We start from the raw sequence: 24,725 nt of genomic DNA, 5'->3' as shown, positions 1-24,725 counted from the left end.
TATGCTGGTAAATCTGTGTGATTACAAACAAAGCGTAACGCTTATCGCCAACAGCGGCGTGCAGTTTCTGGATTTTGGGCTGACGCCGCAGGAGTCCGCGCACCTGGGACGGTTTGTGCGAAAAACCGCCAACGGCCCTTTACTGCGGCTGGATTTTGATCTCAGCAGCGGTCGTTATACATTACCGGTACGCACCGGCGGGCAACCCGAAGTCGTCAAGCCGGAAAGCACCCATACGCTGCATCATTCGCTGGAAGCGCTTGACGGCGTCTGGCTGCCGCTGCCGTTTTTGCGCTTTAATCCTCCCCGCACTTTCGTGGAAGGCCCGGATAACTGGGCGCGGGTACAGGTACGCAAACTGGCGCACCCCGACGGTGCTGGCAACACCCATCGCATTACCCTGGCGTTAGACAGCCAACTGGCACAGAACGTCTCTGCAACGCTTGCGCCAAACGAAAACGACCTGCTCAACGGCACCCGCTTTGCGCTCGCCTGGCGCGATGACGAAGTGGCCGATTTTCTTGATCAGACCTGGGTTGACGGCTGGCTGCGGGAAGCCTTTTTCCAACATCTTACCCACAAAGAAGATCACTCAGATCAGGACGTTCAACTGGCGCTGCGCAACTTTGAGTATCAGGCACACTGGCTGAATCTGCTGACGTTGCTGGGTGAACAACTTGCGGTGCCGGAAGTAAAACTGGTTACTCATACGCTAAGCACGCCCGCAATCCCGGTCGATTTGATTCTGGATGTCGGCAATACGCACACCTGCGGCGTCCTGATTGAAGATCATGGCGATGCCAACGACGGGCTGCGCCAGACGGCAGAATTGCAGGTGCGTTCGTTAAGCGAGCCGCAGTTCCTCAACGATCCTCTCTTCACCAGTCGCCTGGAGTTCTCTGAAGCACGCTTTGGCAAGCAGCATTTTTCCGTCGAAAGTGGCCGCGACGATGCCTTTGTCTGGCCGTCTATTGTGCGGGTGGGAGACGAAGCCCGAAAACTGGCCATGCAGCGTTTAGGCACCGAAGGCAACAGCGGGATCTCAAGCCCGCGTCGCTATCTGTGGGATGAAACGCCGGTGTTGCAGGACTGGCGCTTTAGCCAGATGAACAGTAAAACCCAGCGCGAACCGCTCGCCACGGCGTTTCCGTTAATGAACCTGATGAATGACGACGGACAGCCGCTGTTCAGTCTACCGCAGGATGACCGATTGCCGGTATTTTCCCCGCAATACAGCCGCAGCACGCTGATGACCCATATGCTGTGTGAAATTCTGGCGCAGGCACTGGGGCAAATTAACAGCGTCGCGACCCGTCTGCGGCTGGGCTTTCCAACCTCTCCCCGCCAGCTTCGCTCGCTGATTTTGACGTTACCCTCGGCGATGCCGAAACAAGAGCGCGAGATTTTCCGCCAACGCATGTTCGAAGCTGTCGCCCTGGTGTGGAAAGCCATGGGCTGGCATCCGCAGGACGAGGATTTCGCCACCCGCAAACAGCAGGAAAAGAGCGTAATTCCGGTGCCCACAATCCAGATGGAATGGGATGAAGCCAGTTGTGGGCAGCTTGTCTGGCTGTACAACGAAGCGATTTCACACTACGCCGGACGTACCGAATCCTTCTTTAATACCCTCTCCCGCCCGGATCGCTTGCCAGAGCCCGGTGAAGTGAAAGGTCGGGCGCTGCGCGTTGCCTCTATCGACATTGGCGGCGGCACCACCGATATGGCGGTTGTTCACTATCAGCTTGATGACGGTGTTGGCGCTAACGTCAAAATTACGCCGCATTTATTATTTCGTGAAGGGTTTAAAGTCGCCGGAGACGACCTGCTGCTGGATGTCATTCAACGTTGCATCCTGCCTGCGTTACAAATCCGTTTGCAACAGGCCGGGGTGAGCGATGCCGCCGCCCTGCTGGCGACCTTGTTTGGCGATTCGGGGCGGATAGATACACAAGCGATTTTGCGCCAACAAACCGCATTACAACTGTTTATGCCGCTGGGTCATGCGGTGCTTAGCGCCTGGGAACAGAGCGATATTAACGATCCGCTGGCGGGATTACATGCCTCGTTTGGCGAACTGCTGACGCATCGCCCCACGCGCAACGTGATGAACTATATCCAGCAGGCGTTCGATCATGCGTTGCCGCCTGGCGCTCCGGCATTTGATCTGCTGAATGTACCGCTACAGGTGCAGTTCAGTACGCTACAGGAAGCGCTGCTGGCGGGTCAGTTCACGCTGACCTCCCCGCTTCATGCTGTCTGTGAAGCCATTTCTCACTATTGCTGCGACGTGTTGCTGGTCACCGGACGACCTGCCTGCCTGCCGGGCGTACAGGCGCTGATCCGCCATCTGCAGCCGGTTCCGGTCAACCGAATTGTCTGGATGGATAACTACCGCGTGCACGAATGGTATCCGTTCAGCCAACAGGGGCGTATTGGCAATCCGAAATCGACCGCAGCCGTCGGCGCAATGCTGTGCAGTCTGGCGCTGGACTTACGTCTGCCGCGCTTTAACTTCAAAGCGGCGGATATTGGCGCCTACTCTACGGTGCGCTATCTCGGGGTGCTGGATAACACGGTGAATACGCTGCGCGATGAGAATGTCTGGTATCACAACGTTGATCTCGACAAACCCGGCATGACGCTGGACACTCGCCTGCATTTTCCTTTACGCGGTAACGTCACTCTCGGTTTTCGCCAACTGGCGAACAGTCGCTGGCCTGCAACGCCGTTGTATACCCTGAGCATCAATTCCGCTGAGCTGGCGAAAACCATTGCCGGAGACGGCGTCTTAAACGTGCGGCTACAACTGCGCGGCACCAGCAAAGAAAGTGGCCCGGAATCCTTTGTACTGAACGATGCCTGGCTACAGGATGGCACGCCCGTCGCCGCCAATGCCCTGACCCTCAAATTAAATACGCTGGCTGACCGCCGACACAGCGGCAGCCACTACTGGATCGACAGCGGGAGTGTGTACCTGAAATGAGTAAGCCGTTAAACACCACACAGGCCATCATTGACTGGGTTAATCACACTCGTCAGCAGACACCACGCCTTGATGATGAAGCCGATGCGCTGCTGGCGCGACTCACCCGAGCAGGCATGAAAGAATCGGCCCTTCACCAGGCGCAAACCAGCAGAGGCAGCGTGGGGCTGTATGGACATTCACAATCCGCGAAAGCGCACCTGCTCAGCGCGCTCTGCAGCGGTGGCAACGGTCAACTGAATGTTGTGACGCCGGAACGCAACTTTGACTATTTTTCGCATATTAATCCGGGACATGCGCCAACGAACATGGCACTGCGTTTTACCCGTGATAACGTCGCAACTGACAGCGACTGGCCGCTGCATTTGCGGCTTATTAGCGAAGCGGATCTGGTGCAGATTTTTATCGCCCAGGCCTGCGCGCAGCCCGCCCATCGACCGGTTGAAAGATCGATCATCGAATCACGATTAGAAAAGTGGCAGGCACTGCGCCAGCGTCAGTCTGTTCCGGGTGTCACGCCTGAAGACGTCGCGGCCATTGCCCATTTCTGGCGAACGTGCGTGCCCGCAGGGCAGCAGCAGATTGATGATGCGCTCTGGCACCAGTTTGCCACCCTCCTGCCCGCGGTCGATCTCACCACCCGGGCAAACGCGTGGGCGTTATTGTGGGGAGAGCAACCGGAACTGACCCGCCAATGGCTGGATCTGGCGCATACGTTGCAGCAAACCGGTCATGCTAAAGAACTGGCGGCACCGCTGAGTTTACTGGTCGACAATTTTGGTTTACCGGCGGAAAACTTTCTCACTCTGGGGATGCAGAACAACGGTGAGACACACAGCGATGTGGTGGTTCATCCGGTGGTGGAGGGGCAACGACAGAATGCGATCAGCCTGTCGCAGGACGCCCTGGCGCTGTTGACCCGTGAAGTGGTTCTGACCGTTGAAGAGACGGTGCTGGATAACGTTGATTTGTTAGATATTCCCCTGTCGCCTGAGGCCGCGATTTCCCCGTTGTGGCGGGCGAAACTGGACTGGATGCTGGAAAGTTATCGCCAGCATTTGCAACCCGACGTTCTGGTTATCTGTAACGCCCTTTCCTCCCGTTCACAAACCCCGGCCGTCGCCCGTAAGCTATCCGGCTGGGTGTATGACACCCAACCGTTGCACGACGCCGCTATGCCAGGTGTGGTGTGGGCGATTACGCCGCAGGACGCCCGCTTTGCGACGCAACAAAATCTGGATGAAGCCGTTCAGCAGTTAATGGGCAAACCCGGTTTGCACTGGGGAACGCTACAGGCTCTGGATAAACACAGCTTACAACGTCTGGTGGAGTGGCTCTCACAGGCAACATCGCCAGTTCAGCGTCAGGCGCGGCTGGCCTCGCTGACCGGGCAGCATCACCAACAGCTCCGTGACCTTCTGCTCCCGGATACGGGCGAGCTGATAACCACCGAGAGCGTCATTCGTCAGTTGCAGGCGCAGGCAGCCCGTCATGGCGAACTGCTCGACGGGCTGCTGCCACCGATTCATCGTTTTGAGTCATTGTTGCAGACTCAACAGCCGCGTGAAGAGCAGGTTAACGGGCTATTCAGTGAAGAGATCGACCTGTTCGCCGACATGCGCGATGCGCCCCGTGCGGTGGAAAACAAAGAAACCGGCGACCTGGCGCATCGAATGTGGGTTAACCATGTGCGTCAGTGGTGTCGTAATGAGGAGAATGCGCGTCGATTAGGTCTGGCGCCACAAACGCTGCGACACACCGTGGATATTCTGGTCACTGCGAGCTATCGGCTCAATCTGCCACAGCATTTACAGCAGATGATGCAGCGTGAAGAGGTGTGTGGCGCACAGTTGCACGCCGGAATCGGCAACTTTGTCGCCTGGCTCGGTTATGCACAGGTTGCAGAAGCTGCGCGTCCAGTCAGCCGAATCCGCAAAGGTGCCGCTATTTTTAGCGCGACAGTACAACCGCCGATGTCCCGCTTAACACAACTGGACGAACAACCCGTGCACGCCGCCAGTCGCTATGTCTATGACTGGCTGGTTGCGCTCTACACTCGCGCCAATGAAAACAAAGGATACCGGCATCCGCTGGATATCACCGATGCAGACAAAAAGCGGTTGTGCGAACTCTTGCCGCAGGCCTGATAACGAGGCTCAGGCCTCTTATCTGGCAGTGCCGTTTGGCATCAGAACAGTGAAAACAGCAAGGCGACAGGAAAACTCATTGGCCAGGTGGCGCCGACAAGAACGGCGCTCAGCAAGCGGATCCGTTTTTTATCGTGAGAGAGAAACCAGGTGGTCAAACAGGAGATTGACGCCATGACGGCGTAAAAAATTAACATCTTTTGGTAGACAGACATGTCAGGCATCCAGGCCAGAATTTAAAAACGCGCACAATATGCTCCCTTTTTTGATCTGCATCAAGCTTTATTGCTTTGAGTTACGGATTTAACAGAAGTCCAACACAACTCTGTCATGTCTGTAATAAGTACTATTGCGAATAGTTTGAAGCCGTACTATACACATAAGGGCAATATAAAAAGGTGGCAAAAATGAATGTTTCCAGTAGAACCGTAGTGCTGATAAATGTCTTTGCTGCTGTGGGGCTTTTTGGTCTTATCTCTTTGAGATTTGGCTGGTTTTCTTAATTTAATACCGTGCTTGCAATGTAGAATGGCAGAGAGAATTTCTCCTCTCTGCCATCGACTTCAGACCTTTCTGTGGATGACACGTTCCGTTAATGCTTAACCATGACGTGGCGGACAACGGTGTAATCTTCTAATCCATACAGTGACATATCCTTACCGTACCCCGACAGTTTTTGTCCACCGTGCGGCATTTCGCTGACTAACATGAAATGGGTATTCACCCAGGTACACCCATACTGCAGTCTGGCGCTCAGACGATGCGCCCGACCAACATCCCGCGTCCACACCGATGACGCCAGCCCGTACTGCGTGTCGTTCGCCCACGCCAGCACCTGTTCTTCATCGTCAAAGACGGTGACGCTCACCACTGGGCCGAATACTTCGCGCTGCACAATGGCATCTTCCTGTTTCGCGCCCGCCAACAGTGTTGGCGCAAAATAGTACCCCGCCCCCGCCACTTTCTGACCGCCGGTGATGACCTTGATATGGCCGAGCGCTTTCGCCTCTTCCACCGCTTTGCTTACCCGCTCAAGATGGGCCAGCGAACTCAACGGCCCCAACTCTGTGGTTTCATCTTCCGGCGCGCCGGTCTTCAGGCTGGCGACGGCTGCACCGAGTTTCTCAACCAACGCGTTATAAACCCCTTTCTGGGCATAAATCCGGCAGGCGGCGGTACAGTCTTGCCCGGCATTGTAGAATCCAAAGGTGCGTACCCCCTCGACCACGGCGTCCAGATCTGCATCGTCGAAGACAATCACCGGGGCTTTACCACCCAACTCCATGTGGGTGCGTTTAATCGACGGCGCAGTATGACTGATAATGTGCTCGCCCGTGGCGATGGAGCCGGTCAGGGAAACCATGCGCACCTTCTCATGACCCGTCAGCGGGTCACCCACCGTTTTCCCGCGACCGAACAGCACGTTAATCACGCCAGCGGGGAAAATGTCTTTTGCAAATTCGGCCAGTTTCAGCGCCGTAAGCGGAGTGATTTCAGAGGGTTTAATCACCACACAGTTCCCTGCCGCCAGCGCGGGCGCCAGTTTCCAGGCCGCCATCATCAGCGGGTAGTTCCACGGGGCGATAGAGGCGACAACGCCGACCGGGTCACGACGGATCATCGAGGTGTGCCCTTCCAGATATTCCCCCGCGGCCAGACCGTTCAGGCAACGCGCCGCCCCGGCAAAAAAGCGAAACACGTCGACAATTGCCGGGATCTCATCGTTCAGTACGCAGTGCAGCGGTTTGCCGCAGTTTTGCGATTCCAGCGCGGCAAAAACCCCGGCGTTAGCTTCGATCGTATCGGCCAGCTTAAGCAGCAGATCGGCACGGGACTTCGGCGTGGTGTGCCCCCATTCGACAAAAGCGCGATCGGCCGCCCGCACGGCGGCATCGACCTGCGCGGGTGAGGCTTCCGCAATCTCCAGAATCACCTCGCCCGTCGCGGGGTTGTAAACGGGTTGCTTTTCACCTTCACCGCTGACCAGCTCACCGTTAATCAGTAATTGATGTTGCATAGCATTTTCCCATATCGTCGTTTATTTACCGTTTTCGGCGAGCGAGTCGCCTTCACGTGTTAGCCACCAGGCACCTAAAATCGGAATCGTTGTCACCAGCATCACCAGCAATGCCACAACGTTTGTCACCGGGACATCGCGCGGTCGTCCCAGTTGATTGAGCAGCCACAGCGGCAACGTCCGTTCATGTCCGGCAGTGAATGTGGTGACGATGATCTCATCGAAGGAGAGCGCAAACGCCAACATGCCGCCCGCCAGCAGCGCAGACCCTAGATTGGGCAGCACCACGTAGCGGAAGGTTTGCCAGCCATTGGCACCAAGATCCATTGACGCTTCCACCAGACTCCAGGAGGTGCGTCGGAAACGGGCGATCACGTTGTTGAACACCACCACCACGCAAAACGTCGCATGGCCCACCACGATGGTGAAAAAGCCCGGCTCCAGATTAATGGTCTTAAATGCGGTCAGTAAGGCCAGACCGGTGATAATCCCCGGCAGCGCAATCGGCAGCAGCAACAGCAGCGAAATGGCATTCTTACCAAAGAAGTCGCGTCGCCACAGCGCAGCGGCCGCCAGCGTTCCCAGCACCAGCGCGAGCCCGGTGGATAACGCGGCGATTTTAAGTGACAACGTCACGGACTCCAGGATATCGCTGCGTTGCGCCGCGACGCTAAACCAGCGTAGCGTCAGCCCCTGAGGCGGAAAACTAAACGCCGCATCTTCGGTGTTAAACGCATAGGTCGCGATAATCAGTATCGGGAAATGAAGAAAAATCACCCCGCCCCAGGCGGCCAGTTTGAGGAAAAAAGGTGCGCGTTCAGAGTGCATCGAACGCTCCCAGGCGTTTCACGAACGCCAGATACAGTGCAATCAATACAATCGGCACTAACGTGAAAGCCGCCGCCATCGGCATATTGCCGATCGCCCCTTGTTGCGAATAGACCATGTTGCCGATGAAAAAGCCGGGCGGCCCCACCAGTTGCGGCACGATAAAATCGCCCAGGGTCAGCGAAAAGGTAAAGATAGATCCCGCCGCGATCCCCGGAATAGCCAGCGGTAGCACCACGTAGCGAAAGGTTTGTCCTGGGCGCGCGCCCAGATCGGCTGACGCCTGTAGCAGTGACGGCGGCAAACGTTCCAGCGCGGCCTGAACGGGAAGGATCATGAACGGCAGCCAGATATAGACAAACACCAGAAAACGCCCAAAGCCGGAGGTCGACAGCGTGTTGCCGCCCACTGCGGGCAGCATCAGAAACGAGGTCAGCAGTGGTTCCAGCCCCATATGGGTCAGGAACCACTGCGCCACGCCGTCTTTTGCCAACAGCAGTGTCCAGGCATAGGCTTTGACAATGTAACTGGCCCACATCGGCAGCATGACCGCGATGTAGAAAAAGGCTTTCATTTTGCCGCGAGTGTAACGCGCCATATACCAGGCCATCGGAAACGCCAGAATCGCGCTGGCGATCGTCACCGCCACTGCCATCGTCAGCGTTCGCAAAATGATGTCGTAGTTTGCGGGATTAAACAGCGCCTGTAAGTTGGCCAGCGTCAGGTCTGGCGTTACTGACATGGTGAAATCGTCAAAGGTATAGAACCCTTGCCACAGCAACGTCAGCAATGATCCAAAATAGACGATGCCAAACCACATCAACGGCCCCAACAGCAGCAGGAACAGCCCCAGCCCAGGGTTGCGCCAGAAAAATCCGGAGATTTTACTCAGGCGTTTTGATGGAGAGGGCGAATGTAATACGCTCATTGCCATTTACCTCTCCTCAATCAACGGCACCATGACATTGCGTGACCATGACGCCATCACGTTTTGTCCTGGCGACAGCGCCGGGGGCAAACTTTCCCCCGTCAGGTTGGCCTGACTGACCAGCAGTTTTTCGCCGCCGCTCAGTTTCAGCTCAAACCGGGTCGCCGCCCCCTGATACTGCACCGCCTGAATCACCCCCGCCGTCTGCACTTCACCCGGAACGTTTAACCGAATATGTTCCGGGCGCAGCGAGTACGTTCCGTCAAGGCCGCAGACACGGGAGGCCATCGGCGCATCAAACACATTTGATGTCCCGACAAATCCCGCCACAAAGGGCGTACGCGGTCGCATATAGAGTTCATGGGGAGAGTCAACCTGCTCGATACGGCCATTGTTGAACACCGCCACGCGATCCGACATCGACAGCGCCTCACCCTGATCGTGCGTGACGAAGATGAAGGTAATGCCGAGCGACTGCTGCAATTTTTTCAACTCAAACTGCATCTGCTCGCGCAATTTGAGATCGAGCGCACCCAACGGTTCATCCAGCAGGAGCACCCGCGGCTGATTGACCAGCGCGCGGGCAATTGCCACACGCTGGCGTTGTCCACCGGAAAGCTGTGAAGGTTTACGTCCGTACGCAAAACCCAGGGCGACTTTTTCCAGCGCCTCCTGGGCCTGTGCATAACGCTGTTTTTTAGCAACGCCTTTGACCATCAGTCCGTACGCGACGTTGTCGAGAATCGACATATGCGGGAACAGCGCGTAATCCTGGAAGACGGTGTTGACGTCCCGCTCCCAGGGCGGCAGTTCGCTGGCGTGCTGACCAAAAATTTTAATTTCACCGCCGGAGAGCTGCTCAAAACCTGCAATCAAGCGTAAGCAGGTTGTTTTGCCGGAGCCGGATGGCCCCAGCATCGAAAAAAACTCACCGTCATTTATCGCAATACTGACGCCATCCACCGCCCGTACGTCACCGTACAGGCGTGAGACGTTCTCAAATTCCACTGCGTACGTCATAAATCACCCCAGAGGAATTAGCGACCGCCCATAATGGCAATGTAGTCCTGCGTCCAACGGCTGTAAGGCACAAATTTGCCGCCTTCCGCGATCGGCGTTTTCCAGAAAGCGATTTTGTCGAAGAAGTTGTAGCCGTTGGTTTCACACCCTTTTTCACCCAACAACGGGCTGGCTTTACAGCCATTGGGCACCACGGGCAGAGAACCAAACCAGGCGGCGACATCGCCCTGCACTTTCGGCGTCAGCGACCAGTTCATCCACTTATACGCACACACCGGGTGTTTGGCTTCGCTGTGCAACATGGTGGTATCGGCCCAGCCGGTCACCCCTTCTTTTGGAAAGACCGTGGCGATAGGCTGGCCTTCGGCTTTCAGCGCATTCGCCTGATAAGGCCAGGCGCCCGAGGCGACCACGCCTTCATTTTTGAAATCACTCATTTGCACGGTGGTATCGTGCCAGTAGCGATGGATCAAACCGTGCTGGGTGCGCAGGACTTCGAGTACGGCCTGATACTGTCTCTCATTCAGTTGGTACGGGTCGGTAATGCCTAATTTCGGTTGGGTGGCTTTCAGGTATAACGCGGCATCCGCAAGATAGATTGGGCCATCGTAAGCCTGAACGCGTCCCTGGTTTGTTTTACCATCCGGGAAATCCTGCTTAACAAACACCACGCCCCAACTGTCCGGCGGCGTTGGGAAGGTTTTGGTGTTGTACATCAACAGATTCGGCCCCCACTGATATGGCGTGCCGTAAACCTTGCCGTCGACGTTAAACCACTCGCCTTTCACGACGCGCGGATCGACCTCTTTCCAGTTGGGGATCAACGCCGTGTTAATCGGTTGCACGCGTTTGCCCATAATCAGTCGCAGCGACGCATCTCCCGAGGCGGTCACCAGATCGTAGCCCCCTTTTGCCATCAGACTCACCATCTCATCTGACGTTGCGGCAGTTTTCACATTGACCGCACAGCCCGTCTCTTTTTCAAACTGGGTGACCCAGTCGTACTGTTTATCGGTTTGACCCCGTTCGATGTAACCAGGCCAGGCGATAATATCGAGGCGACCTTCCGGTTTTTCTAATGAGGTGGGCGGTTCGGCGGCGTGTGCGGTCATCAATGTCATACCGAGCGCACACAGGCTGCTGCGGGCAAATTTCTTGCTCATAACGTCTTACTCCTGTCGAAAAGTATTGAGCGGCAGCCGTGCCGTAAATATATGTCCTTTCCTAAAAATAGTCGGCGCCTTTGAAGCGCACCTGTCGGGGCAAGGAAATTTAATCAGGTTGTGAGCTGACACGCATTACGCTGCGGATTGCAGCGGCAATGCTAAATCTTCTGGAGTATAGACAATGAGTTAGGGCGCAGCGGAAAAATACAGCGGGCTATTCAAATTTCCTATGACCGGCAATACGTTAATAGCGATGGAATTAACAATCGATAATGAATAATTATTTTGAAAAAGCCCCGGCGCTATTCAAATTAAAACAATAGCGCCAGAGAATTTATTTCAGCATGTCGCGAATTAGATTTCCGAGTTGTTTCACCGCCTGCTCTTCTCTTTCTCCCCAGGGCCACGCGGTATTAAACCGAAAGAAACGCGTCCAGGTATCCGCGGTAGAAAACATTTTTCCAGGCGCGATACTGATGTGATGCGCCAGCGCTTGTGCGCTCAATTCTCCGGCATCCAGCGAATCAGGCAGCTCCAGCCAGAGAAAATAGCCACTGTCGTTATGGTGTATTTTGACCTCTGCCGGAAGGTGGCGGAGCAGCGTTTGCCAGGCCTGTTGCTTGCGCTCGGCGAGCTGGCGGCGTAAACGGCGCAAATGGGCGTCGTAACGACGGGTCGCGAGATAATCCACCAACGCCAGTTGCATCGGCGAACTGGTGGAGAGCGTGCTCATCAGTTGCAGCCGCTGGATTTGCCGGGCGTGCTGCCCCGCCGCAACCCAGCCGATGCGAAATCCGGGCACCAGACATTTCGAAAACGACGAACAATGCAGTACCCGGTCGCTGCGATCCCAGGCTTTGGCGGGCAAGGGTTTTTCACGACCAAAATAGAGTTCGCTGTAGACATCATCTTCTATCAGCATCACCTTGTAGGTTTCCAGCAGTGCGACCAGTCGCGCCTTTTTCTGTGGGCTGAGCGTGAAACCGAGCGGGTTTTGGCTGTTGGTCATCAGCCAGCACGCTTTCACCGGATACTCCTGTAACGCCTGTTCCAGCGCCGCCAAATCTATGCCCTCTTTGACATCGGTCGCCACCGACAGCGCTTTTAGGCGTAACCGTTCTAACGCCTGCAATGCGCCGTAGAAACAGGGGTTTTCAACAATCACCCAGTCGCCGGGTTCGGTCACGGCCTGCAGGCTGAGGTTTAACGCCTCCAACGCCCCGGCCGTGATAACGATTTCATCAGGAGAGACGGTAATGCCTTGCTGGGCATAACGGCGCGCAATCGCGTGGCGCAGTTCGGCATTTCCCGGCGGCAGGTTTTCAATGACGCTCATCGCCGTGGCGGTCTTGCTGACCTGAGCCAGGGAACGGTTAAGCTGTTGTAAGGGGAAGAGTCGCGGGTCGGGAAACGCCGAGGCAAACGGCATGACGGAGGCGTCCCGGCTGGCCTGTAATATCTCAAAAATGTAGGTATTGATGTCCACCGCTTCATCGCGCATAACCTGTGCAGGCGGCACAACAGGCTGGCGTACCGGACGCGGCGCCACATAGTAACCCGATTGCGGGCGGGCAATAATACGCCCCTGACTTTCCAGCAACTGATACGCATGACCGACGGTCATAAAGCTCATGCCGCTACTGGCAACCTGCTCTCGCAACGAGGGCAAACGATCGCCAGGCTGCCACACGCCGGAGGCGATTTGATCGCGAATCTGTTCGGCCAGTCGCTGATATTTCTTCATTTCTCTTCCTGAACGCATGCAGGGATAAACGCAATGTATATCAGTTTACATAATCGACGGATTTTTGATAACTGTTATGAACAATTTAGCACAAAACCTGTTACCCACGTGCTTGTCACACCAGCGTCAGTTTTAGTTCTTTCCCCAGCGCTTTGGCCGCAGCCTGGACGGTATCAATTTTCGTCGAATGGCGTAAATCAAAGAGCCGGGTGATTTCTTGTTTTGGCTTGCCAATCCGCGACGCCAACTCCTGCTGCGTGATGCTGGATTCCAGAAACGCGTTGAGTAACAAAACCTTGGAGGTCACGCTTAGCGGAACTTCCACGTAGGCATCCGCATCGTAACGCACCGAAGGCTGCGGTATCGGTTCATTGTCTTCAAAATAAAATTCTAACGCGGTCATCAGCGCATCATAGGCCGCCGCTAAAGATTCCTGACGCGTATCACCCTGTGTTAGTGCCTCCGGGATGTCAGGGAACGACACAACATAACCGCCTTCTGGCGCGGGCGTTAAATTGACGGGATAGCGCATATTGATTTGAAACTCTCGCATGTGGTCAACCTCTTATCCGTGATGATCAACGCAAACCCAGTTGCTTTAGTATGGCTTTACGCAACGGTTCTTTTATCTCATCGCCGGGATGTCTGGGCATGACGCTGCATTTTCCGTGATATCTCAGTTTCAAATGGTTCGCGCCATTTGTCACTTCAACGCCCTGAGATTCAAGCCAGCGTCTTAATTCGCTTTGCTTCACTGCGCCCCCAACGGGGTATTATAACCACAAAGTAAACGTTTATGTTTACCTGCCTCTCTTTTTAGTCTCTATATCACGCTTTTCTTCATTCTGTGTCTGCGGCATTTAAAAACGGGAATGCGGATTCCAGAATCGCGTTTATCGCCACAACACATAACAGCGTGCAACTGTTATGGTTAAATAAGCAGATTCTGTTTCTGCCACTGAACATGCCGGACGCTTAAAATTGCGCTGAATCAATTTTCTCCGTGGAGTTGGGCATGTTCGGTCTTGATGCGTTTCACCTGGCGCGAATTCAGTTCGCGTTTACGGTTTCTTTCCACATTATTTTCCCCGCGATAACCATTGGGCTCGCCAGTTATCTGGCGGTACTGGAAGGCCTCTGGCTGAAAACGAAAAACCCTACCTGGCGTTCGCTGTACCATTTTTGGTCGAAAATCTTCGCCGTTAACTTTGGTATGGGGGTCGTTTCCGGTCTGGTGATGGCCTACCAGTTTGGCACTAACTGGAGCGGTTTTTCCGAGTTCGCGGGCAGTATTACCGGCCCGTTGCTCACCTATGAGGTGCTTACCGCCTTCTTCCTGGAGGCTGGATTCCTCGGCGTGATGCTGTTTGGCTGGCACAAAGTGGGCCCCGGTTTGCACTTTTTCTCTACCTGCATGGTGGCGCTGGGCACCATTATCTCTACCTTCTGGATCCTCGCCTCAAACAGTTGGATGCAGACGCCGCAAGGGTATGAAATCATCAACGGCCAGGTCGTGCCGGTTGACTGGTTTGCCGTTATTTTCAACCCCTCTTTCCCTTATCGCCTGTTACATATGTCGGTGGCGGCATTCCTGAGCAGCGCATTGTTTGTGGCGGCTTCTGCGGCCTGGCACCTGTTGCGCGGCAATAATTCCCCTGCCATTCGTGCGATGTTTTCGATGGCGCTGTGGATGACGTTAATCATCGCGCCACTCCAGGCCGTGATCGGCGATATGCATGGGCTGAATACGCTGAAGCATCAACCGGCGAAAATCGCCGCCATCGAAGGTCACTGGGAGAATCCTCCCGGCGAGCCCACGCCGCTGCTGCTGTTTGGCTGGCCGGATATGGAGCAGGAACGCACCCACTACGGGCTGGCGATCCCCGCGCTGGGTAGCCTGATCCTCACGCACAGTCTGGATAAACAGGTTCCCGCGCTGAAAGAGTTTCCGAAACAGGATCGCCCTAATTCAACCATGGTGTTCTGGTCGTTTCGCATAATGGCAGGACTGGGCATGTTGATGATTCTGTTGGGCGCCCTCGCGCTATGGCTGCGCTACAAAGAGCGGCTGTACACTTCGCGACCGTTCCTGCGCTTTGCATTATGGATGGGGCCTTCAGGGTTGATCGCCATTCTGGCCGGATGGGTAACGACCGAAGTTGGTCGCCAGCCCTGGGTGGTTTATGGTCTGCAACGTACCGCCGATGCTGTCTCCGCCCACGGCGATCTGCACATGAGCATCAGTCTGCTGGGTTTCTTCGTGGTCTACAGTTCCGTGTTTGGCGTCGGCTACAGCTACATGATCCGCCTTATCCGCAAAGGGCCGCAGGAAGATGACCCAACCCTTCCGCCAACCGGTACGCCTGCACGGCCGCTTTCTGCTGCTGTCCTCGACGCTCAACAAGAGGCACATCGCTAATGGGTATTGATTTATCAGTAATCTGGTTTGTTATCATCGTGTTCGCCACGTTGATGTATATCGTGATGGACGGCTTCGATTTGGGGATCGGTATTCTGTTCCCCGCTACCCGGGATGCCGACGATCGCGATGTGATGGTCAATAGCGTCGCCCCGGTCTGGGACGGCAACGAAACCTGGCTGGTGCTGGGCGGCGCGGGATTATTCGGCGCGTTTCCGCTGGCTTATGCGGTGATTGTCGATGCGCTGACCATCCCACTCACGCTGATGCTGATGGGATTAATCTTTCGCGGCGTCGCCTTTGAGTTTCGTTTCAAGGCCACTCCTGCGCACCGACCGTTCTGGGATAACGCCTTTCTGGGCGGATCGATACTCGCGACATTTTCGCAGGGGGTGGTCGTCGGCGCGGTGATCAACGGATTTTCCGTCACCGGGCGCAGTTACAGCGGTGGGCCATTCGACTGGCTGACGCCTTTCACGCTGTTTTGCGGTGCCGGACTGGTCGTGGCCTATGCGTTACTGGGCGCAACCTGGCTGGTCATGAAAAGCGAAAACCCGTTGCAGGATAAAATGCGGACGGCGGCGAAAAAATGGCTGATGGCGTTATTACTGGTGATTGCCGTCATCAGTCTCTGGACGCCGCTGGCGCACAGTGACATTGCCGCCCGCTGGTTTAGTCTGCCAAATCTGTGGTTCCTGCTCCCCGTGCCGGTGCTCGTTGGGCTTTGCAGCCTGTGGCTGTGGCGATCGCTGAACCAGCCTGAAAGCCACGCGCTGCCGTTTGTCCTGACATTAGGGCTGATTTTCCTCGGTTTCAGTGGTCTGGGGATCAGTATTTGGCCGCACATTATTCCGCCGTCTATTACCCTATGGCAGGCGGCGGCGCCCGCGCAAAGTCAGGGCTTTATGTTGGTTGGCGCGCTGCTGATTATCCCGGTCATCCTGGTTTACACCTTCTGGAGCTATTACGTATTTCGTGGAAAAGTTCAACATGGCGAGGGGTATCATTGATGGAACACTCTGTCTGGAAGCGCTTGATGTGGTTGGTTATTTTGTGGGGAGGCAGCGTGCTGGCGCTGGCCGCCGTGGGCATGTTCTTTCGCGTATTGATGGCGGCAGCCGGGTTTAAAGCACATTAGTCCGTCAGCCGGGAGTTGTCCGCTCCCGGCTCACACCCTTCTTCAGCACTCGCTGACAAAGTCTTTTCGCAAATTTGAATTTTTGAATAATAACCCGACGAAACCGTGGGCATGATAGCCGCAAAAGGTGATCAGACGGTGGCATGATGTTTACGAAAGCGTTATCAGTAATGTTGCTGACCTGCGCGCTGTTTTCGGGTCAGTTGATGGCGGGACACAAAGGGCACACATTTTTGTGGGTAAAAAACGTGGATCATCAGCTTCGCCATGAAGCGGACAGCGATGAACTTCGTACGGTGGCGGAAGAGTCTGCGGAAGGCTTGCGCGAGCACCACTACTGGCAAAAATCACGCAAGCCTGAAACCCATTTTCGCTAACACTCAGCCTTTACGCTTTGGCAGCGTTTTCATCAGTTCGTCCGGGCTGACCGAGGCCACCACACTTCCCGGCATCGGCATTTTCAGAATATGATTTTTGATCTTGCCGATGACATGCATTTCACACGGACGACAATCAAACTTCAGCGTCAGCACTTCATCGCCGTGAACCAGTTGCATTGGCGTGGCCTTCCAGCTCTTGATACTGCCTTTCGCCTGTTTCGGGCACAGGTTAAACGCAAAACGCAGACAGTGCTTGGTGATCATCACCGGCACGTCGCCTTTTTCTTCATGCGCTTCATAGGCCGAATCAATCAGTTGCACGCCATAACGGTGGTAAAACTCACGTGCCTTGCGGTTATAGACATTCGCCAGAAAACTGAGATGGGATTCCGGATAAACCGGCGCGGGCTCTGCCACCGGTTTACGTTGACCGCGTTGATAACTGGCAAGACGCGCGGCGTCGAGCATCTCGGTGGCTTCCCGCCGGAACTGGTTAAGCACGCTGTTCGGCACAAACAGCGCACCGGGCAGCGCCACTTCAACGTGACGGGCGTAGTACATCGTCTGCCCCAGTTTGGCTAAGCCATCTTTTAAGTTGCTCAGCGCTTTTTCAGCATTGTTAGCTTCGTCGAACTGACCGTCCAGACTGTGCGTGATACTGACGCCCTCTTCGCTGGTCAGCGTTAAGAACAGTTGTTCCTGCCAGCCGCCCAGTTCAATATCAACCGCCACGCGGCGTTCACTGGAGGTTTTGGTTAAGGCCTGCTGCCAGTTGTGATCCAGGTTGCGATTAAGCGGGTGATGAGGACGCACCTTGTGCAGATCCGCGGGCATCTCATTTGGCCAGACGCGATAACGATTCTGCCCCGTTTTTTCAACGGTGTTGGCGCGAAAACCGACCACGTCGCGCTTAATCAGCACATTTAATCCGTCACCGTTGGACAGCGGTTCCGTGACGTCGACGTCCAGATGATCTTTTGCCACTTTCAGAACTTCACCGACCGGAAGACCAATAAATTTCGGTGAATCAAACGCGCCGATGTCGCCTTTGCGGTCATTCACAAAGTAATCGGTGCTGCCGCGATGAAACGTTTTGTCCGTCGAGGGAATAAAGAAATGTTCAGTACGTCCCGCTGATGCCCGGGCCAGGTCGCTACGATCGTCGATAATCGCATCCAGCATCTGCCGGTAATGGGCGGTGATGTTCTTCACGTAGCTCATGTCTTTGTAGCGCCCTTCAATCTTGAAGGAACGCACACCGGCGTCAATCAACGCCCCCAGATTGGCCGTCTGGTCGTTATCTTTCATCGATAACAGGTGTTTTTCATAGGACACCACTCGCCCCTGATCGTCTTTGAGGGTATACGGCAGTCGGCAGGCCTGGGAACAATCGCCACGGTTGGCGCTACGTCCGGTTTGCGCATGAGAGATATAGCACTGCCCGGAGTACGCAACACAGAGCGCGCCGTGGACGAAGAACTCAATAGTGGCATCGGTTGCCTGGTGGATCGCCTGAATCTGGCTCAGACTCAGTTCGCGCGCCAGCACAATCTGGGTAAAACCGACATCAGCAAGAAACTTCGCTTTTTCAACGCTACGAATGTCACACTGGGTGCTGGCATGCAGTTCAATGGGCGGGATATCCAGTTCCAGAATCCCCATATCCTGCACAATCAGCGCGTCCACACCGGTCTGATACAGGTCGGTAATCAACCGCTGCGCGGGCTCCAGTTCATCATCATGCAAAATGGTATTGAGCGTCACAAAGATCTTCGCGCCATAGCGGTGAGCGAATGGCACCAGTTCAGCAATATCTTTCAGGCTGTTACTGGCGTTATGACGAGCACCAAAGCCGGGGCCGCCGATATAGACGGCATCAGCGCCATGCAAAATCGCTTCACGGGCGATGGACGTGTCGCGGGCCGGGCTTAACAGTTCGAGGTGATGAGGTTGCTGGCGCATACAGTGATTACCATCCGATAACAGCAAAATGGCGGCTATTGTAGTCAGAAGTACCGATTTACGGAATACTTCTCCCCTTTAACGCCGTGGGTAATGAATGAGTGAATGAAAGTGCGCGGTTTGCCCACTGCTGTTGCGATACGCGTGGGCAGCGTCCCCGGCAAAGCGCACGCCCTCTCCGACCTGTAGCGTTTTCCACTCACCGTTGATGCGCATATCCAGTTGACCCGAAATGACCACCACATGCTCGATAACGCCGCGTTCATGCGGGGTTGATTCACTGAGCGCGCCGGGCGCCAACAAAATGGAAAAATGGTCAAAACAGAGCTCGGGATCCCAGGGAAACAGTGGTGTGACCACCATCGCCTGTTGTTGTGGGTCAAATGCAGGCGGCGTCCCGGATTCCGGTGGCGAAATAAAGGTAGAAAACGGCACGTTCAGCCCGGTCGCTATCTTCCATAGCGTTGCTACCGTGGGGCTGGACTCATTGCGTTCTATTTGCCCGAGCATGGCTTTTGAGACGCCCGTCGCCTCAGCCAGACGCGACAGACTCCATTCACGCTGCTGGCGCAGCGTTTTCAGGGTACTCGCCAGATAGTGGGTCAGATTGTCCATATGTCTCCTCCCGTAAAGACTCAGCTTATCACTTGTACGCTATAACGCACAAATGCTACAGTGAGCGACCGCTATAACGCACAAGAGGGTTCCCATGCGTTCATTTTCTCTTCCTCTGCCGACGGTGCTGTCCGGGTTTGTCGCCGTTCTGGTGGGCTACGCGAGTTCCGCTGCCATCATCTGGCAAGCCGCTATTGCCGCCGGAGCCACCACCGGGCAAATCGCCGGGTGGATGACGGTGCTCGGCATCGCCATGGGTGTCAGCACCCTCGCGCTGACATTGTGGTATCGCGCGCCGGTGCTGACAGCGTGGTCGACCCCTGGCGCGGCGTTGCTGGTCACCGGACTGCAGGGATTAACGCTTCAGGAGGCGGTCGGCGTTTTCATTGTCGCCAATCTGTTGATTGTCCTGTGCGGGGTTACCGGGCTGTTTGCAAGGCTAATGCAGATAATTCCACACTCTCTCGCAGCGGCCATGCTGGCGGGGATCCTGCTGCGTTTTGGCTTGCAGGCCTTTCACCGTTTTGACGGTGAGTTTGTGTTGTGTGCCGGTATGTTATTCGCCTGGCTGGTGATGAAAATCATCGCGCCGCGCTATGCCATTATCGCCGCGATGGTGGTGGGAATGGTGATTGCGCTGCTAAAAGGTGACGTTGTCACGCATGGTGTTCAGTTTTCACCGGTACTCCCTGCCTTTATCGCCCCACAGTTTTCCTTTGCCCACTCACTTAGCGTGGCGTTACCGCTGTTTCTGGTGACGATGGCGTCGCAAAATGCCCCCGGCATCGCCACCCTGAAAGCCTCGGGTTATGCGTTGCCGATTTCACCTTTGATCGTTTTCACCGGGCTTCTGGCGCTGCTCTTTTCCCCCTTTGGCGTCTACTCCATTTGCATTGCCGCCATTACCGCAGCGATTTGCCAAAGCCCGGAGGCGCACCCGGACGCCAAACGTCGCTGGATGGCGGCAGCGTCGGCGGGGATATTTTATCTGTTGGCTGGCGTGTTTGGCAGTTCTGTCACCAGTCTGATGGCCGCCCTGCCCACCAGTTGGATCCAGATGCTTGCGGGACTAGCCCTGTTAGGCACCATTGGCGGAAGTTTGCATCAGGCGCTGATGGATGCCACAGAACGCGACGCGGCTATCGTCACATTTTTAGTGACGGCAAGCGGCGTGACGTTGCTGGGGATCGGCGCTGCATTTTGGGGACTCATTGCGGGAGGGATTTGCTATGGCGCGTTACGCCTGACACATCGGAGAGTATAAAAAATTGCGCCATCCGAAGATGGCGCAGTGTTCTTATTTTTGAGCCGTTTTATTGACATCAAACATGGTGGCATCAGTCGCCATGTCGTCAACAACTTGCTTCAACGTTTCGAACGCCATCGGCGTGCTTTCGTTGTTCAGATCTTTACCTTCACCTTTACGGACAACTTTCATCACCGGCTTATTCGTTGCCGCGTCAATCAGTTCGCCTTCAAAGTAGAGGCTGGTATCCATGTCGCGGTGGCCCGTTGCCATCTGCGTACCTGCAATAACTAACGCTACAGGAACCACTTCATAGAATTGCAGTCCTTCTTTGCTGGTATCCACACCGGTAATTGCACCGCGGAAGATCAGGCTACGCGGACCCGGGGTCGCGACCAGCGGTTTACGCTGCCCAATAGCGGTTTTCATTTTGGTGTTGGTGTAGCTCAGCAGTTTATCGAGAACTTGTTGTCCAACCTGAGTGCTTGGTTTAGGAACCGGGTAATAGGTAACCGGGTTATAAACGATGCTATCGTATTTAGACGCATTGTAATTGGGATCGACCCAACGTAAAACCGGATGCCCCGTAGCAGATTTTGTTTCCTGAAGGCCAGAATAGTCTTTTAAAAAACCCGAGTATTTATCTGGCTGAGTGACTTTAGACGCACAGCCTGACAACGCCAGTAAACCAGTAAGCACTGCAACTTTTATTAAAGTTTGAGCACACATGAAACGATCCCTTAGTTTTGAAGATATGCATCTGAAATAATAGCAAAGAGATAATAAATACGATGTACCAAAAATGGTATCGCCCGCACAATTTTGATCTCTGCATCCGATAAAACCCTTATCGAATGCAGAATCGATGATAATCATCGTAAATCAATCAGATTTAGCCGTTTTTTCGCGCCAGCATTGTCGCAAAACGTAATTTAATTCGGTTACCGTTAGCATCCGTACGATGTAATTCCCCAACATCTTCATTGTATTTCAGCAGTTCCCAGCCTTCATAATAACGACATAATTCGCCTTCTTTAAAAGCAAATGGGAAACCCACGGTACACGGGAAGTCTTCCGTATCCATCGCCGCCACGATCAGGTTATACCCTCCCGGTTTTGTACAGCGCTGCATATTGGCAATCAAACCTGGAATCGTGCTGGCTTCAAGGAACATCAACACCACGGTAGAAAGAATAAAATCATATTCGCCGTCAAAGCGTAGCGTGTTGAGATCGACAATCTTTTCATGCAAATTTTCCAGCCCTTCCGCCGCTTTAATGCGTTCCACGTTGGCGATACTCATCGGGTTTTTATCCCACGCCGTCACGTCGAAACCGTTGGCCGCCAGATAAAGGCTATTGCGGCCATTGCCACACCCCAGATCCAGTGTTTTTCCGGGTTTGACAACCTTAACCGCCTCTAACACTTCAGAATGGGTGCGGGTGAGGTCGTATTTTTCCGTAAAGTAATTTTCGTCGCGAAGAGTCATTTTTTATCCTCAGATTTCTGTAATGTTGCACGTTCGGCGCGAATCAGCAGTCTTCCCTGCATCAGTAATGCAACCGTACGTACCAGCAATAACGCAATAATTAAATTGGTGAAAATAAACAGTGGGATCGACAAAGTATGGAAAAACCCTGTCGGCGCGCCGTGCCCCAGATGCAATCCGGTGGTGGCCAGCGCAGAAACGCCGAACGAGAAGCTCCAGAACGAGGCATTAAACGGTTGTGACAGATACCAGGGCATCAGTCGCAACATAAAGAGCAGTTGCAACAGACCGTAGCCAAACAGCATTTTCGCCAGAATGTCGCCTTCTCCTCCGTTGACGCTAAGCCAGGCGCTACAGGCCACCAGCGCGGGCGCAAGCTGAATGCCAAGTGAGGTGCGTAACATCGTCGGAAGCTCACCGGCGCTGCGCAGACGCTGCAAAATGACCGGCTCCAGGCTCAGCCACGAGAACACGCCAGCCCCTAAAAAGACCAGTCCGGCATCATTAAAGCCGAGCGCCCCGCAGGCCATCGCACTGATAAAGTTGTTCGCCACCGTCGGCAAATATAAACCCGGCGTTGTGGCCTCTTCAGGGTGCGAGCCCCGCCACAACCCGGCCGTTTGCCACGCGGCGTAGGTCAACTGAATGACCACCCCAATGCTGAACAACACCACCGATAACGGGCGACACCAGGGAACAAAGCCAATGGCGACCAGCATAGTGGTCGCGGGGAACAGACTCACAAAGCTGCTCATCACCGGATGGCGCACTTCAGCCAGCACACTGTGGGGAAAGCGCACCAGCCGACTGAGAAACGCCAGCGTCAGCAATCCCCAGATGATCATCGCCAGGATCACCAGCCCGTCGCCTACCCAGTGGCTTACAGGCCAGATATGGCTTGCGTAGCGCCACGCGAAGCCCATACCGATGGTGCCCAGAACCATGCCAAAATATCCCGCCGGTAGATTAAGCACCCGGTCGCTCTGTTTTTTATTACTCATTTTGTTTAATTTATAAAGTATATTTGAAATGCATTTTATGGAATTTCCGCGAGTTTATCCAGAGCCGAAATATTTGCTACGGTTATCTTAAGCGACTGAGTGGAAATAACCCATGACCAAATACCGTCTGAGTGAAGAACAGCGACCGTTTAGTTTTCAGGAGAATGGCAGTAAAAAAAGCGTACTCCTGCGCCAGATTATCGCGCTGAAAGACTTTAACGACGTCAAAGCGGGGACGCCCGGCGGCTGGGTGGACGCGGATTGCGTTCTCGCGCAGGACGGCCACTGCTGGATCTATGATGTAAACAGCATTGCCTTTGCGGGCGCACGGATTTCCGGGAATGCCCGAATTACCCAGCATTGTGTTATCAAAGATGACGCGCAGGTTGGCGGCAATAGCTGGATTGATCGGGCGGAAATCAGCCATGGCGCCCGAATTAGTGACAACGTCACCGTGCAGCATTCCGTGGTTCGCGGTGTCTGTCACCTCTTTGGCGATGCCCGCGTGTTGCATCAGTCTGAAATTATCGCCGCGATCGGGTTAACCCACGCTAACGACCTGATGCTGCAAATCTATGACCGCGCCACGGTGAGCCGCTCGCGGGTGGTACATCAGGCGCAAATCTATGGCGACGCAATAATCAATGAAGCGTTTATAGAGCACCGTGCTGAAGTGTTTGATTTTGCCCTGATCGAAGGCAACGCGGAAAACAATGTCTGGATTTGCGATTGCGCGAAGGTGTACGGCCACGCCCGCATCATTGCTGGAACCGACGAGGACGCCATTCCCACTCTACGCTACAGCTCGCAGGTGGCCGAACACGCCACCGTGGAAGGTAATTGTGTGTTGAAACATCACGTGCTGGTCGGCGGACGCGCCCATCTCAGCGGCGGGCCAATTCTGCTCGATGATCATGTCTTAATTGAGGGCGACACCCGTGTCATCGGCGAAGTGTTGATAGAACACCGCATTGATATCACCGACCGGGCGACGGTGGAAGCCTTTGCCGGCGACGTTATTCACCTGCGTGGGCCAAAGACCATTAACGGGGAGCAGCATATTACACGTACCCCCCTGGCGGGTTTACTCTGAAACGGTATCGATAATACGGGCGTACATATTGACGTCGTGATAATCACCGTTGAGAAATTCAGCCTGTTTCATACAACCTTCCAGCGTAAAGCCATTTTGGATAGCTACGCGGTTGCTTCTGGCGTTATCGACCCGGCATTTGATGACAAACCGCCGGATCTCGCCGCGCTGCGCATAACACTGGATAATGCCCTGCAGCGCACGCGAAAGGATCCCTTGTCCCTGATGGTCTTCATCCAGCCAGTAACCGATGTAGGCTGTTTTGTTCAGGGGTTCGATTAAATTAAACGAAATAACGCCCACGACATCGGTCTGCTTAAAAATAAGGTACATTTTGGCGTAGCCGCGCTCGTGCAACATCCTGTTACCCTGCACGTTTTTGCGCGTATCTTCTTCAGAATTCACGAATTGCGGCCAGTTCAACGACGCTTGCAGCCACACTTTATTTTTGAGAACCAACTGGTGCAGCGCCGTAACGTGACTTTCGTCTACCGCCCGCAGTTGTAAGGTATCGTCGAGAGGGATGATGTCGGACATTTCAGGCCATTC

The 24,725-nt window shown here is 54.7% G+C and carries 24 protein-coding genes; 9 read left to right on the top strand and 15 right to left on the bottom strand.

Features of this window, described 5'->3' with window-relative positions:
- Nucleotide 1 precedes the first annotated feature (1 nt).
- Nucleotides 2-2,983 (top strand): virulence factor SrfB, encoded by a 2,982-nt coding sequence (locus tag ACO7SM_RS10955; RefSeq protein WP_490470817.1) that lies wholly within the window; start codon nucleotides 2-4, stop codon nucleotides 2,981-2,983.
- Nucleotides 2,980-5,130: a virulence factor SrfC family protein gene (locus tag ACO7SM_RS10950; RefSeq protein WP_490470816.1), complete on the top strand. Its 2,151-nt coding sequence runs from the start codon at nucleotides 2,980-2,982 to the stop codon at nucleotides 5,128-5,130. The genes ACO7SM_RS10955 and ACO7SM_RS10950 overlap by 4 nt, the downstream gene beginning before the upstream one ends.
- A 41-nt stretch (nucleotides 5,131-5,171) precedes the next feature.
- On the opposite strand, the gene ACO7SM_RS10945 is transcribed toward ACO7SM_RS10950, so the two are convergent.
- Nucleotides 5,172-5,345: a GhoT/OrtT family toxin gene (locus tag ACO7SM_RS10945; RefSeq protein ID WP_192612253.1), complete on the bottom strand. Its 174-nt coding sequence runs from the start codon at nucleotides 5,343-5,345 to the stop codon at nucleotides 5,172-5,174.
- A gap of 192 nt (nucleotides 5,346-5,537) precedes the next feature.
- Between ACO7SM_RS10945 and yncL the strand changes: the two genes are divergently transcribed.
- A complete protein-coding gene (gene yncL / locus ACO7SM_RS10940) occupies nucleotides 5,538-5,633 on the top strand; it encodes a stress response membrane protein YncL (protein ID WP_301697096.1) in 96 nt (31 codons plus the stop codon).
- An 89-nt stretch (nucleotides 5,634-5,722) separates the two neighbouring features.
- On the opposite strand, the gene patD is transcribed toward yncL, so the two are convergent.
- From patD to ACO7SM_RS10900, 8 genes are all read right to left on the bottom strand, one after another.
- Complete coding sequence (gene patD / locus ACO7SM_RS10935; protein ID WP_490470815.1) at nucleotides 5,723-7,147, bottom strand: aminobutyraldehyde dehydrogenase; 1,425 nt, start codon at nucleotides 7,145-7,147, stop codon at nucleotides 5,723-5,725.
- 21 nt (nucleotides 7,148-7,168) lie between these two features.
- The gene (locus tag ACO7SM_RS10930) at nucleotides 7,169-7,975 is read right to left on the bottom strand and encodes an ABC transporter permease (protein WP_490470814.1); all 807 of its coding nucleotides are present in this window, start codon (nucleotides 7,973-7,975) and stop codon (nucleotides 7,169-7,171) included.
- The gene (locus tag ACO7SM_RS10925) at nucleotides 7,965-8,909 is read right to left on the bottom strand and encodes an ABC transporter permease (RefSeq protein WP_490470813.1); all 945 of its coding nucleotides are present in this window, start codon (nucleotides 8,907-8,909) and stop codon (nucleotides 7,965-7,967) included. Before ACO7SM_RS10925 ends, ACO7SM_RS10930 begins: the two co-directional genes overlap by 11 nt.
- Nucleotides 8,910-9,923 carry an ABC transporter ATP-binding protein gene (locus ACO7SM_RS10920; protein ID WP_490470812.1) on the bottom strand — a complete coding sequence of 338 codons (1,014 nt, stop codon included), beginning with the start codon at nucleotides 9,921-9,923 and terminating at the stop codon, nucleotides 8,910-8,912. It abuts the gene before it with no gap.
- A gap of 17 nt (nucleotides 9,924-9,940) precedes the next feature.
- Entirely contained in the window at nucleotides 9,941-11,086 is a 1,146-nt protein-coding gene (gene ydcS, locus ACO7SM_RS10915; RefSeq protein WP_490470811.1) for a putative ABC transporter substrate-binding protein YdcS, read from the bottom strand.
- 337 nt (nucleotides 11,087-11,423) lie between these two features.
- Complete coding sequence (locus tag ACO7SM_RS10910) at nucleotides 11,424-12,833, bottom strand: aminotransferase-like domain-containing protein (RefSeq protein ID WP_490470810.1); 1,410 nt, start codon at nucleotides 12,831-12,833, stop codon at nucleotides 11,424-11,426.
- 115 nt (nucleotides 12,834-12,948) lie between these two features.
- Nucleotides 12,949-13,365 (bottom strand): type II toxin-antitoxin system HicB family antitoxin, encoded by a 417-nt coding sequence (locus ACO7SM_RS10905; RefSeq protein WP_490470924.1) that lies wholly within the window; start codon nucleotides 13,363-13,365, stop codon nucleotides 12,949-12,951.
- 46 nt (nucleotides 13,366-13,411) lie between these two features.
- On the bottom strand, nucleotides 13,412-13,588 hold the full coding sequence (locus tag ACO7SM_RS10900) for a type II toxin-antitoxin system HicA family toxin (RefSeq protein WP_490470809.1): 177 nt from the start codon (nucleotides 13,586-13,588) through the stop codon (nucleotides 13,412-13,414).
- Nucleotides 13,589-13,848: 260 nt separating this feature from the next.
- Between ACO7SM_RS10900 and ACO7SM_RS10895 the strand changes: the two genes are divergently transcribed.
- From ACO7SM_RS10895 to ACO7SM_RS10880, 4 genes are all read left to right on the top strand, one after another.
- On the top strand, nucleotides 13,849-15,252 hold the full coding sequence (locus ACO7SM_RS10895) for a cytochrome ubiquinol oxidase subunit I (protein ID WP_490470808.1): 1,404 nt from the start codon (nucleotides 13,849-13,851) through the stop codon (nucleotides 15,250-15,252).
- Entirely contained in the window at nucleotides 15,252-16,262 is a 1,011-nt protein-coding gene (cydB, locus tag ACO7SM_RS10890; protein ID WP_490470807.1) for a cytochrome d ubiquinol oxidase subunit II, read from the top strand. Before ACO7SM_RS10895 ends, cydB begins: the two co-directional genes overlap by 1 nt.
- Nucleotides 16,262-16,390 (top strand): DUF2474 domain-containing protein, encoded by a 129-nt coding sequence (locus tag ACO7SM_RS10885; protein WP_192612264.1) that lies wholly within the window; start codon nucleotides 16,262-16,264, stop codon nucleotides 16,388-16,390. Before cydB ends, ACO7SM_RS10885 begins: the two co-directional genes overlap by 1 nt.
- A gap of 146 nt (nucleotides 16,391-16,536) precedes the next feature.
- Entirely contained in the window at nucleotides 16,537-16,767 is a 231-nt protein-coding gene (locus ACO7SM_RS10880) for a DUF2554 family protein (RefSeq protein WP_203361271.1), read from the top strand.
- Nucleotides 16,768-16,770: 3 nt separating this feature from the next.
- On the opposite strand, the gene ACO7SM_RS10875 is transcribed toward ACO7SM_RS10880, so the two are convergent.
- Together ACO7SM_RS10875 and ACO7SM_RS10870 are read right to left on the bottom strand one after the other, a co-directional pair.
- Nucleotides 16,771-18,732: a peptidase U32 family protein gene (locus tag ACO7SM_RS10875; protein ID WP_490470806.1), complete on the bottom strand. Its 1,962-nt coding sequence runs from the start codon at nucleotides 18,730-18,732 to the stop codon at nucleotides 16,771-16,773.
- A gap of 78 nt (nucleotides 18,733-18,810) precedes the next feature.
- A complete protein-coding gene (locus ACO7SM_RS10870) occupies nucleotides 18,811-19,347 on the bottom strand; it encodes a helix-turn-helix domain-containing protein (RefSeq protein WP_490470805.1) in 537 nt (178 codons plus the stop codon).
- 94 nt (nucleotides 19,348-19,441) lie between these two features.
- On the opposite strand from ACO7SM_RS10870, the gene ACO7SM_RS10865 reads away from it, so the two are divergent.
- A complete protein-coding gene (locus ACO7SM_RS10865; protein ID WP_490470804.1) occupies nucleotides 19,442-20,611 on the top strand; it encodes a benzoate/H(+) symporter BenE family transporter in 1,170 nt (389 codons plus the stop codon).
- Between the two features lie 33 nt (nucleotides 20,612-20,644).
- On the opposite strand, the gene ACO7SM_RS10860 is transcribed toward ACO7SM_RS10865, so the two are convergent.
- From ACO7SM_RS10860 to tehA, 3 genes are all read right to left on the bottom strand, one after another.
- Nucleotides 20,645-21,322: a DUF3313 domain-containing protein gene (locus ACO7SM_RS10860; protein WP_490470803.1), complete on the bottom strand. Its 678-nt coding sequence runs from the start codon at nucleotides 21,320-21,322 to the stop codon at nucleotides 20,645-20,647.
- 163 nt (nucleotides 21,323-21,485) lie between these two features.
- On the bottom strand, nucleotides 21,486-22,082 hold the full coding sequence (gene tehB, locus ACO7SM_RS10855) for a tellurite resistance methyltransferase TehB (RefSeq protein WP_490470802.1): 597 nt from the start codon (nucleotides 22,080-22,082) through the stop codon (nucleotides 21,486-21,488).
- A complete protein-coding gene (tehA, locus tag ACO7SM_RS10850; protein ID WP_490470801.1) occupies nucleotides 22,079-23,083 on the bottom strand; it encodes a dicarboxylate transporter/tellurite-resistance protein TehA in 1,005 nt (334 codons plus the stop codon). The genes tehB and tehA overlap by 4 nt, the downstream gene beginning before the upstream one ends.
- A 112-nt stretch (nucleotides 23,084-23,195) precedes the next feature.
- Between tehA and ydcK the strand changes: the two genes are divergently transcribed.
- A complete protein-coding gene (ydcK, locus tag ACO7SM_RS10845) occupies nucleotides 23,196-24,176 on the top strand; it encodes a YdcK family protein (protein WP_490470800.1) in 981 nt (326 codons plus the stop codon).
- On the opposite strand, the gene rimL is transcribed toward ydcK, so the two are convergent.
- Nucleotides 24,168-24,713, bottom strand: coding sequence for a 50S ribosomal protein L7/L12-serine acetyltransferase (gene rimL, locus ACO7SM_RS10840; protein WP_490470799.1), 546 nt, complete (start codon nucleotides 24,711-24,713; stop codon nucleotides 24,168-24,170). The genes ydcK and rimL overlap by 9 nt on opposite strands.
- Between the last annotated feature and the right edge of the window lie 12 nt (nucleotides 24,714-24,725).

It is taken from the genome of Citrobacter sp. LJND-P06 (genome assembly GCF_058188415.1).
This window is presented reverse-complemented; position numbering and strand designations above follow the sequence as displayed.

Excerpts from the sequence above, each read along its gene's own strand:
- ACO7SM_RS10895 (WP_490470808.1), top strand. The coding sequence starts at position 13,849 with ATGTTCGGTCTTGATGCGTTTCACCTGGCGCGAATTCAGTTCGCGTTT.
- cydB (WP_490470807.1), top strand. The coding sequence starts at position 15,252 with ATGGGTATTGATTTATCAGTAATCTGGTTTGTTATCATCGTGTTCGCC.
- ACO7SM_RS10870 (WP_490470805.1), bottom strand. The coding sequence starts at position 19,347 with ATGGACAATCTGACCCACTATCTGGCGAGTACCCTGAAAACGCTGCGC.
- yncL (WP_301697096.1), top strand. The coding sequence starts at position 5,538 with ATGAATGTTTCCAGTAGAACCGTAGTGCTGATAAATGTCTTTGCTGCT.
- ACO7SM_RS10920 (WP_490470812.1), bottom strand. The coding sequence starts at position 9,923 with ATGACGTACGCAGTGGAATTTGAGAACGTCTCACGCCTGTACGGTGAC.
- ACO7SM_RS10945 (WP_192612253.1), bottom strand. The coding sequence starts at position 5,345 with ATGTCTGTCTACCAAAAGATGTTAATTTTTTACGCCGTCATGGCGTCA.
- patD (WP_490470815.1), bottom strand. The coding sequence starts at position 7,147 with ATGCAACATCAATTACTGATTAACGGTGAGCTGGTCAGCGGTGAAGGT.
- ACO7SM_RS10860 (WP_490470803.1), bottom strand. The coding sequence starts at position 21,322 with ATGTGTGCTCAAACTTTAATAAAAGTTGCAGTGCTTACTGGTTTACTG.
- ACO7SM_RS10865 (WP_490470804.1), top strand. The coding sequence starts at position 19,442 with ATGCGTTCATTTTCTCTTCCTCTGCCGACGGTGCTGTCCGGGTTTGTC.
- ACO7SM_RS10880 (WP_203361271.1), top strand. The coding sequence starts at position 16,537 with ATGTTTACGAAAGCGTTATCAGTAATGTTGCTGACCTGCGCGCTGTTT.
- ACO7SM_RS10910 (WP_490470810.1), bottom strand. The coding sequence starts at position 12,833 with ATGAAGAAATATCAGCGACTGGCCGAACAGATTCGCGATCAAATCGCC.
- ACO7SM_RS10930 (WP_490470814.1), bottom strand. The coding sequence starts at position 7,975 with ATGCACTCTGAACGCGCACCTTTTTTCCTCAAACTGGCCGCCTGGGGC.
- ACO7SM_RS10925 (WP_490470813.1), bottom strand. The coding sequence starts at position 8,909 with ATGGCAATGAGCGTATTACATTCGCCCTCTCCATCAAAACGCCTGAGT.
- ydcK (WP_490470800.1), top strand. The coding sequence starts at position 23,196 with ATGACCAAATACCGTCTGAGTGAAGAACAGCGACCGTTTAGTTTTCAG.
- tehB (WP_490470802.1), bottom strand. The coding sequence starts at position 22,082 with ATGACTCTTCGCGACGAAAATTACTTTACGGAAAAATACGACCTCACC.
- ydcS (WP_490470811.1), bottom strand. The coding sequence starts at position 11,086 with ATGAGCAAGAAATTTGCCCGCAGCAGCCTGTGTGCGCTCGGTATGACA.
- ACO7SM_RS10950 (WP_490470816.1), top strand. The coding sequence starts at position 2,980 with ATGAGTAAGCCGTTAAACACCACACAGGCCATCATTGACTGGGTTAAT.
- ACO7SM_RS10955 (WP_490470817.1), top strand. The coding sequence starts at position 2 with ATGCTGGTAAATCTGTGTGATTACAAACAAAGCGTAACGCTTATCGCC.
- ACO7SM_RS10905 (WP_490470924.1), bottom strand. The coding sequence starts at position 13,365 with ATGCGCTATCCCGTCAATTTAACGCCCGCGCCAGAAGGCGGTTATGTT.
- tehA (WP_490470801.1), bottom strand. The coding sequence starts at position 23,083 with ATGAGTAATAAAAAACAGAGCGACCGGGTGCTTAATCTACCGGCGGGA.
- ACO7SM_RS10885 (WP_192612264.1), top strand. The coding sequence starts at position 16,262 with ATGGAACACTCTGTCTGGAAGCGCTTGATGTGGTTGGTTATTTTGTGG.
- rimL (WP_490470799.1), bottom strand. The coding sequence starts at position 24,713 with ATGTCCGACATCATCCCTCTCGACGATACCTTACAACTGCGGGCGGTA.
- ACO7SM_RS10875 (WP_490470806.1), bottom strand. The coding sequence starts at position 18,732 with ATGCGCCAGCAACCTCATCACCTCGAACTGTTAAGCCCGGCCCGCGAC.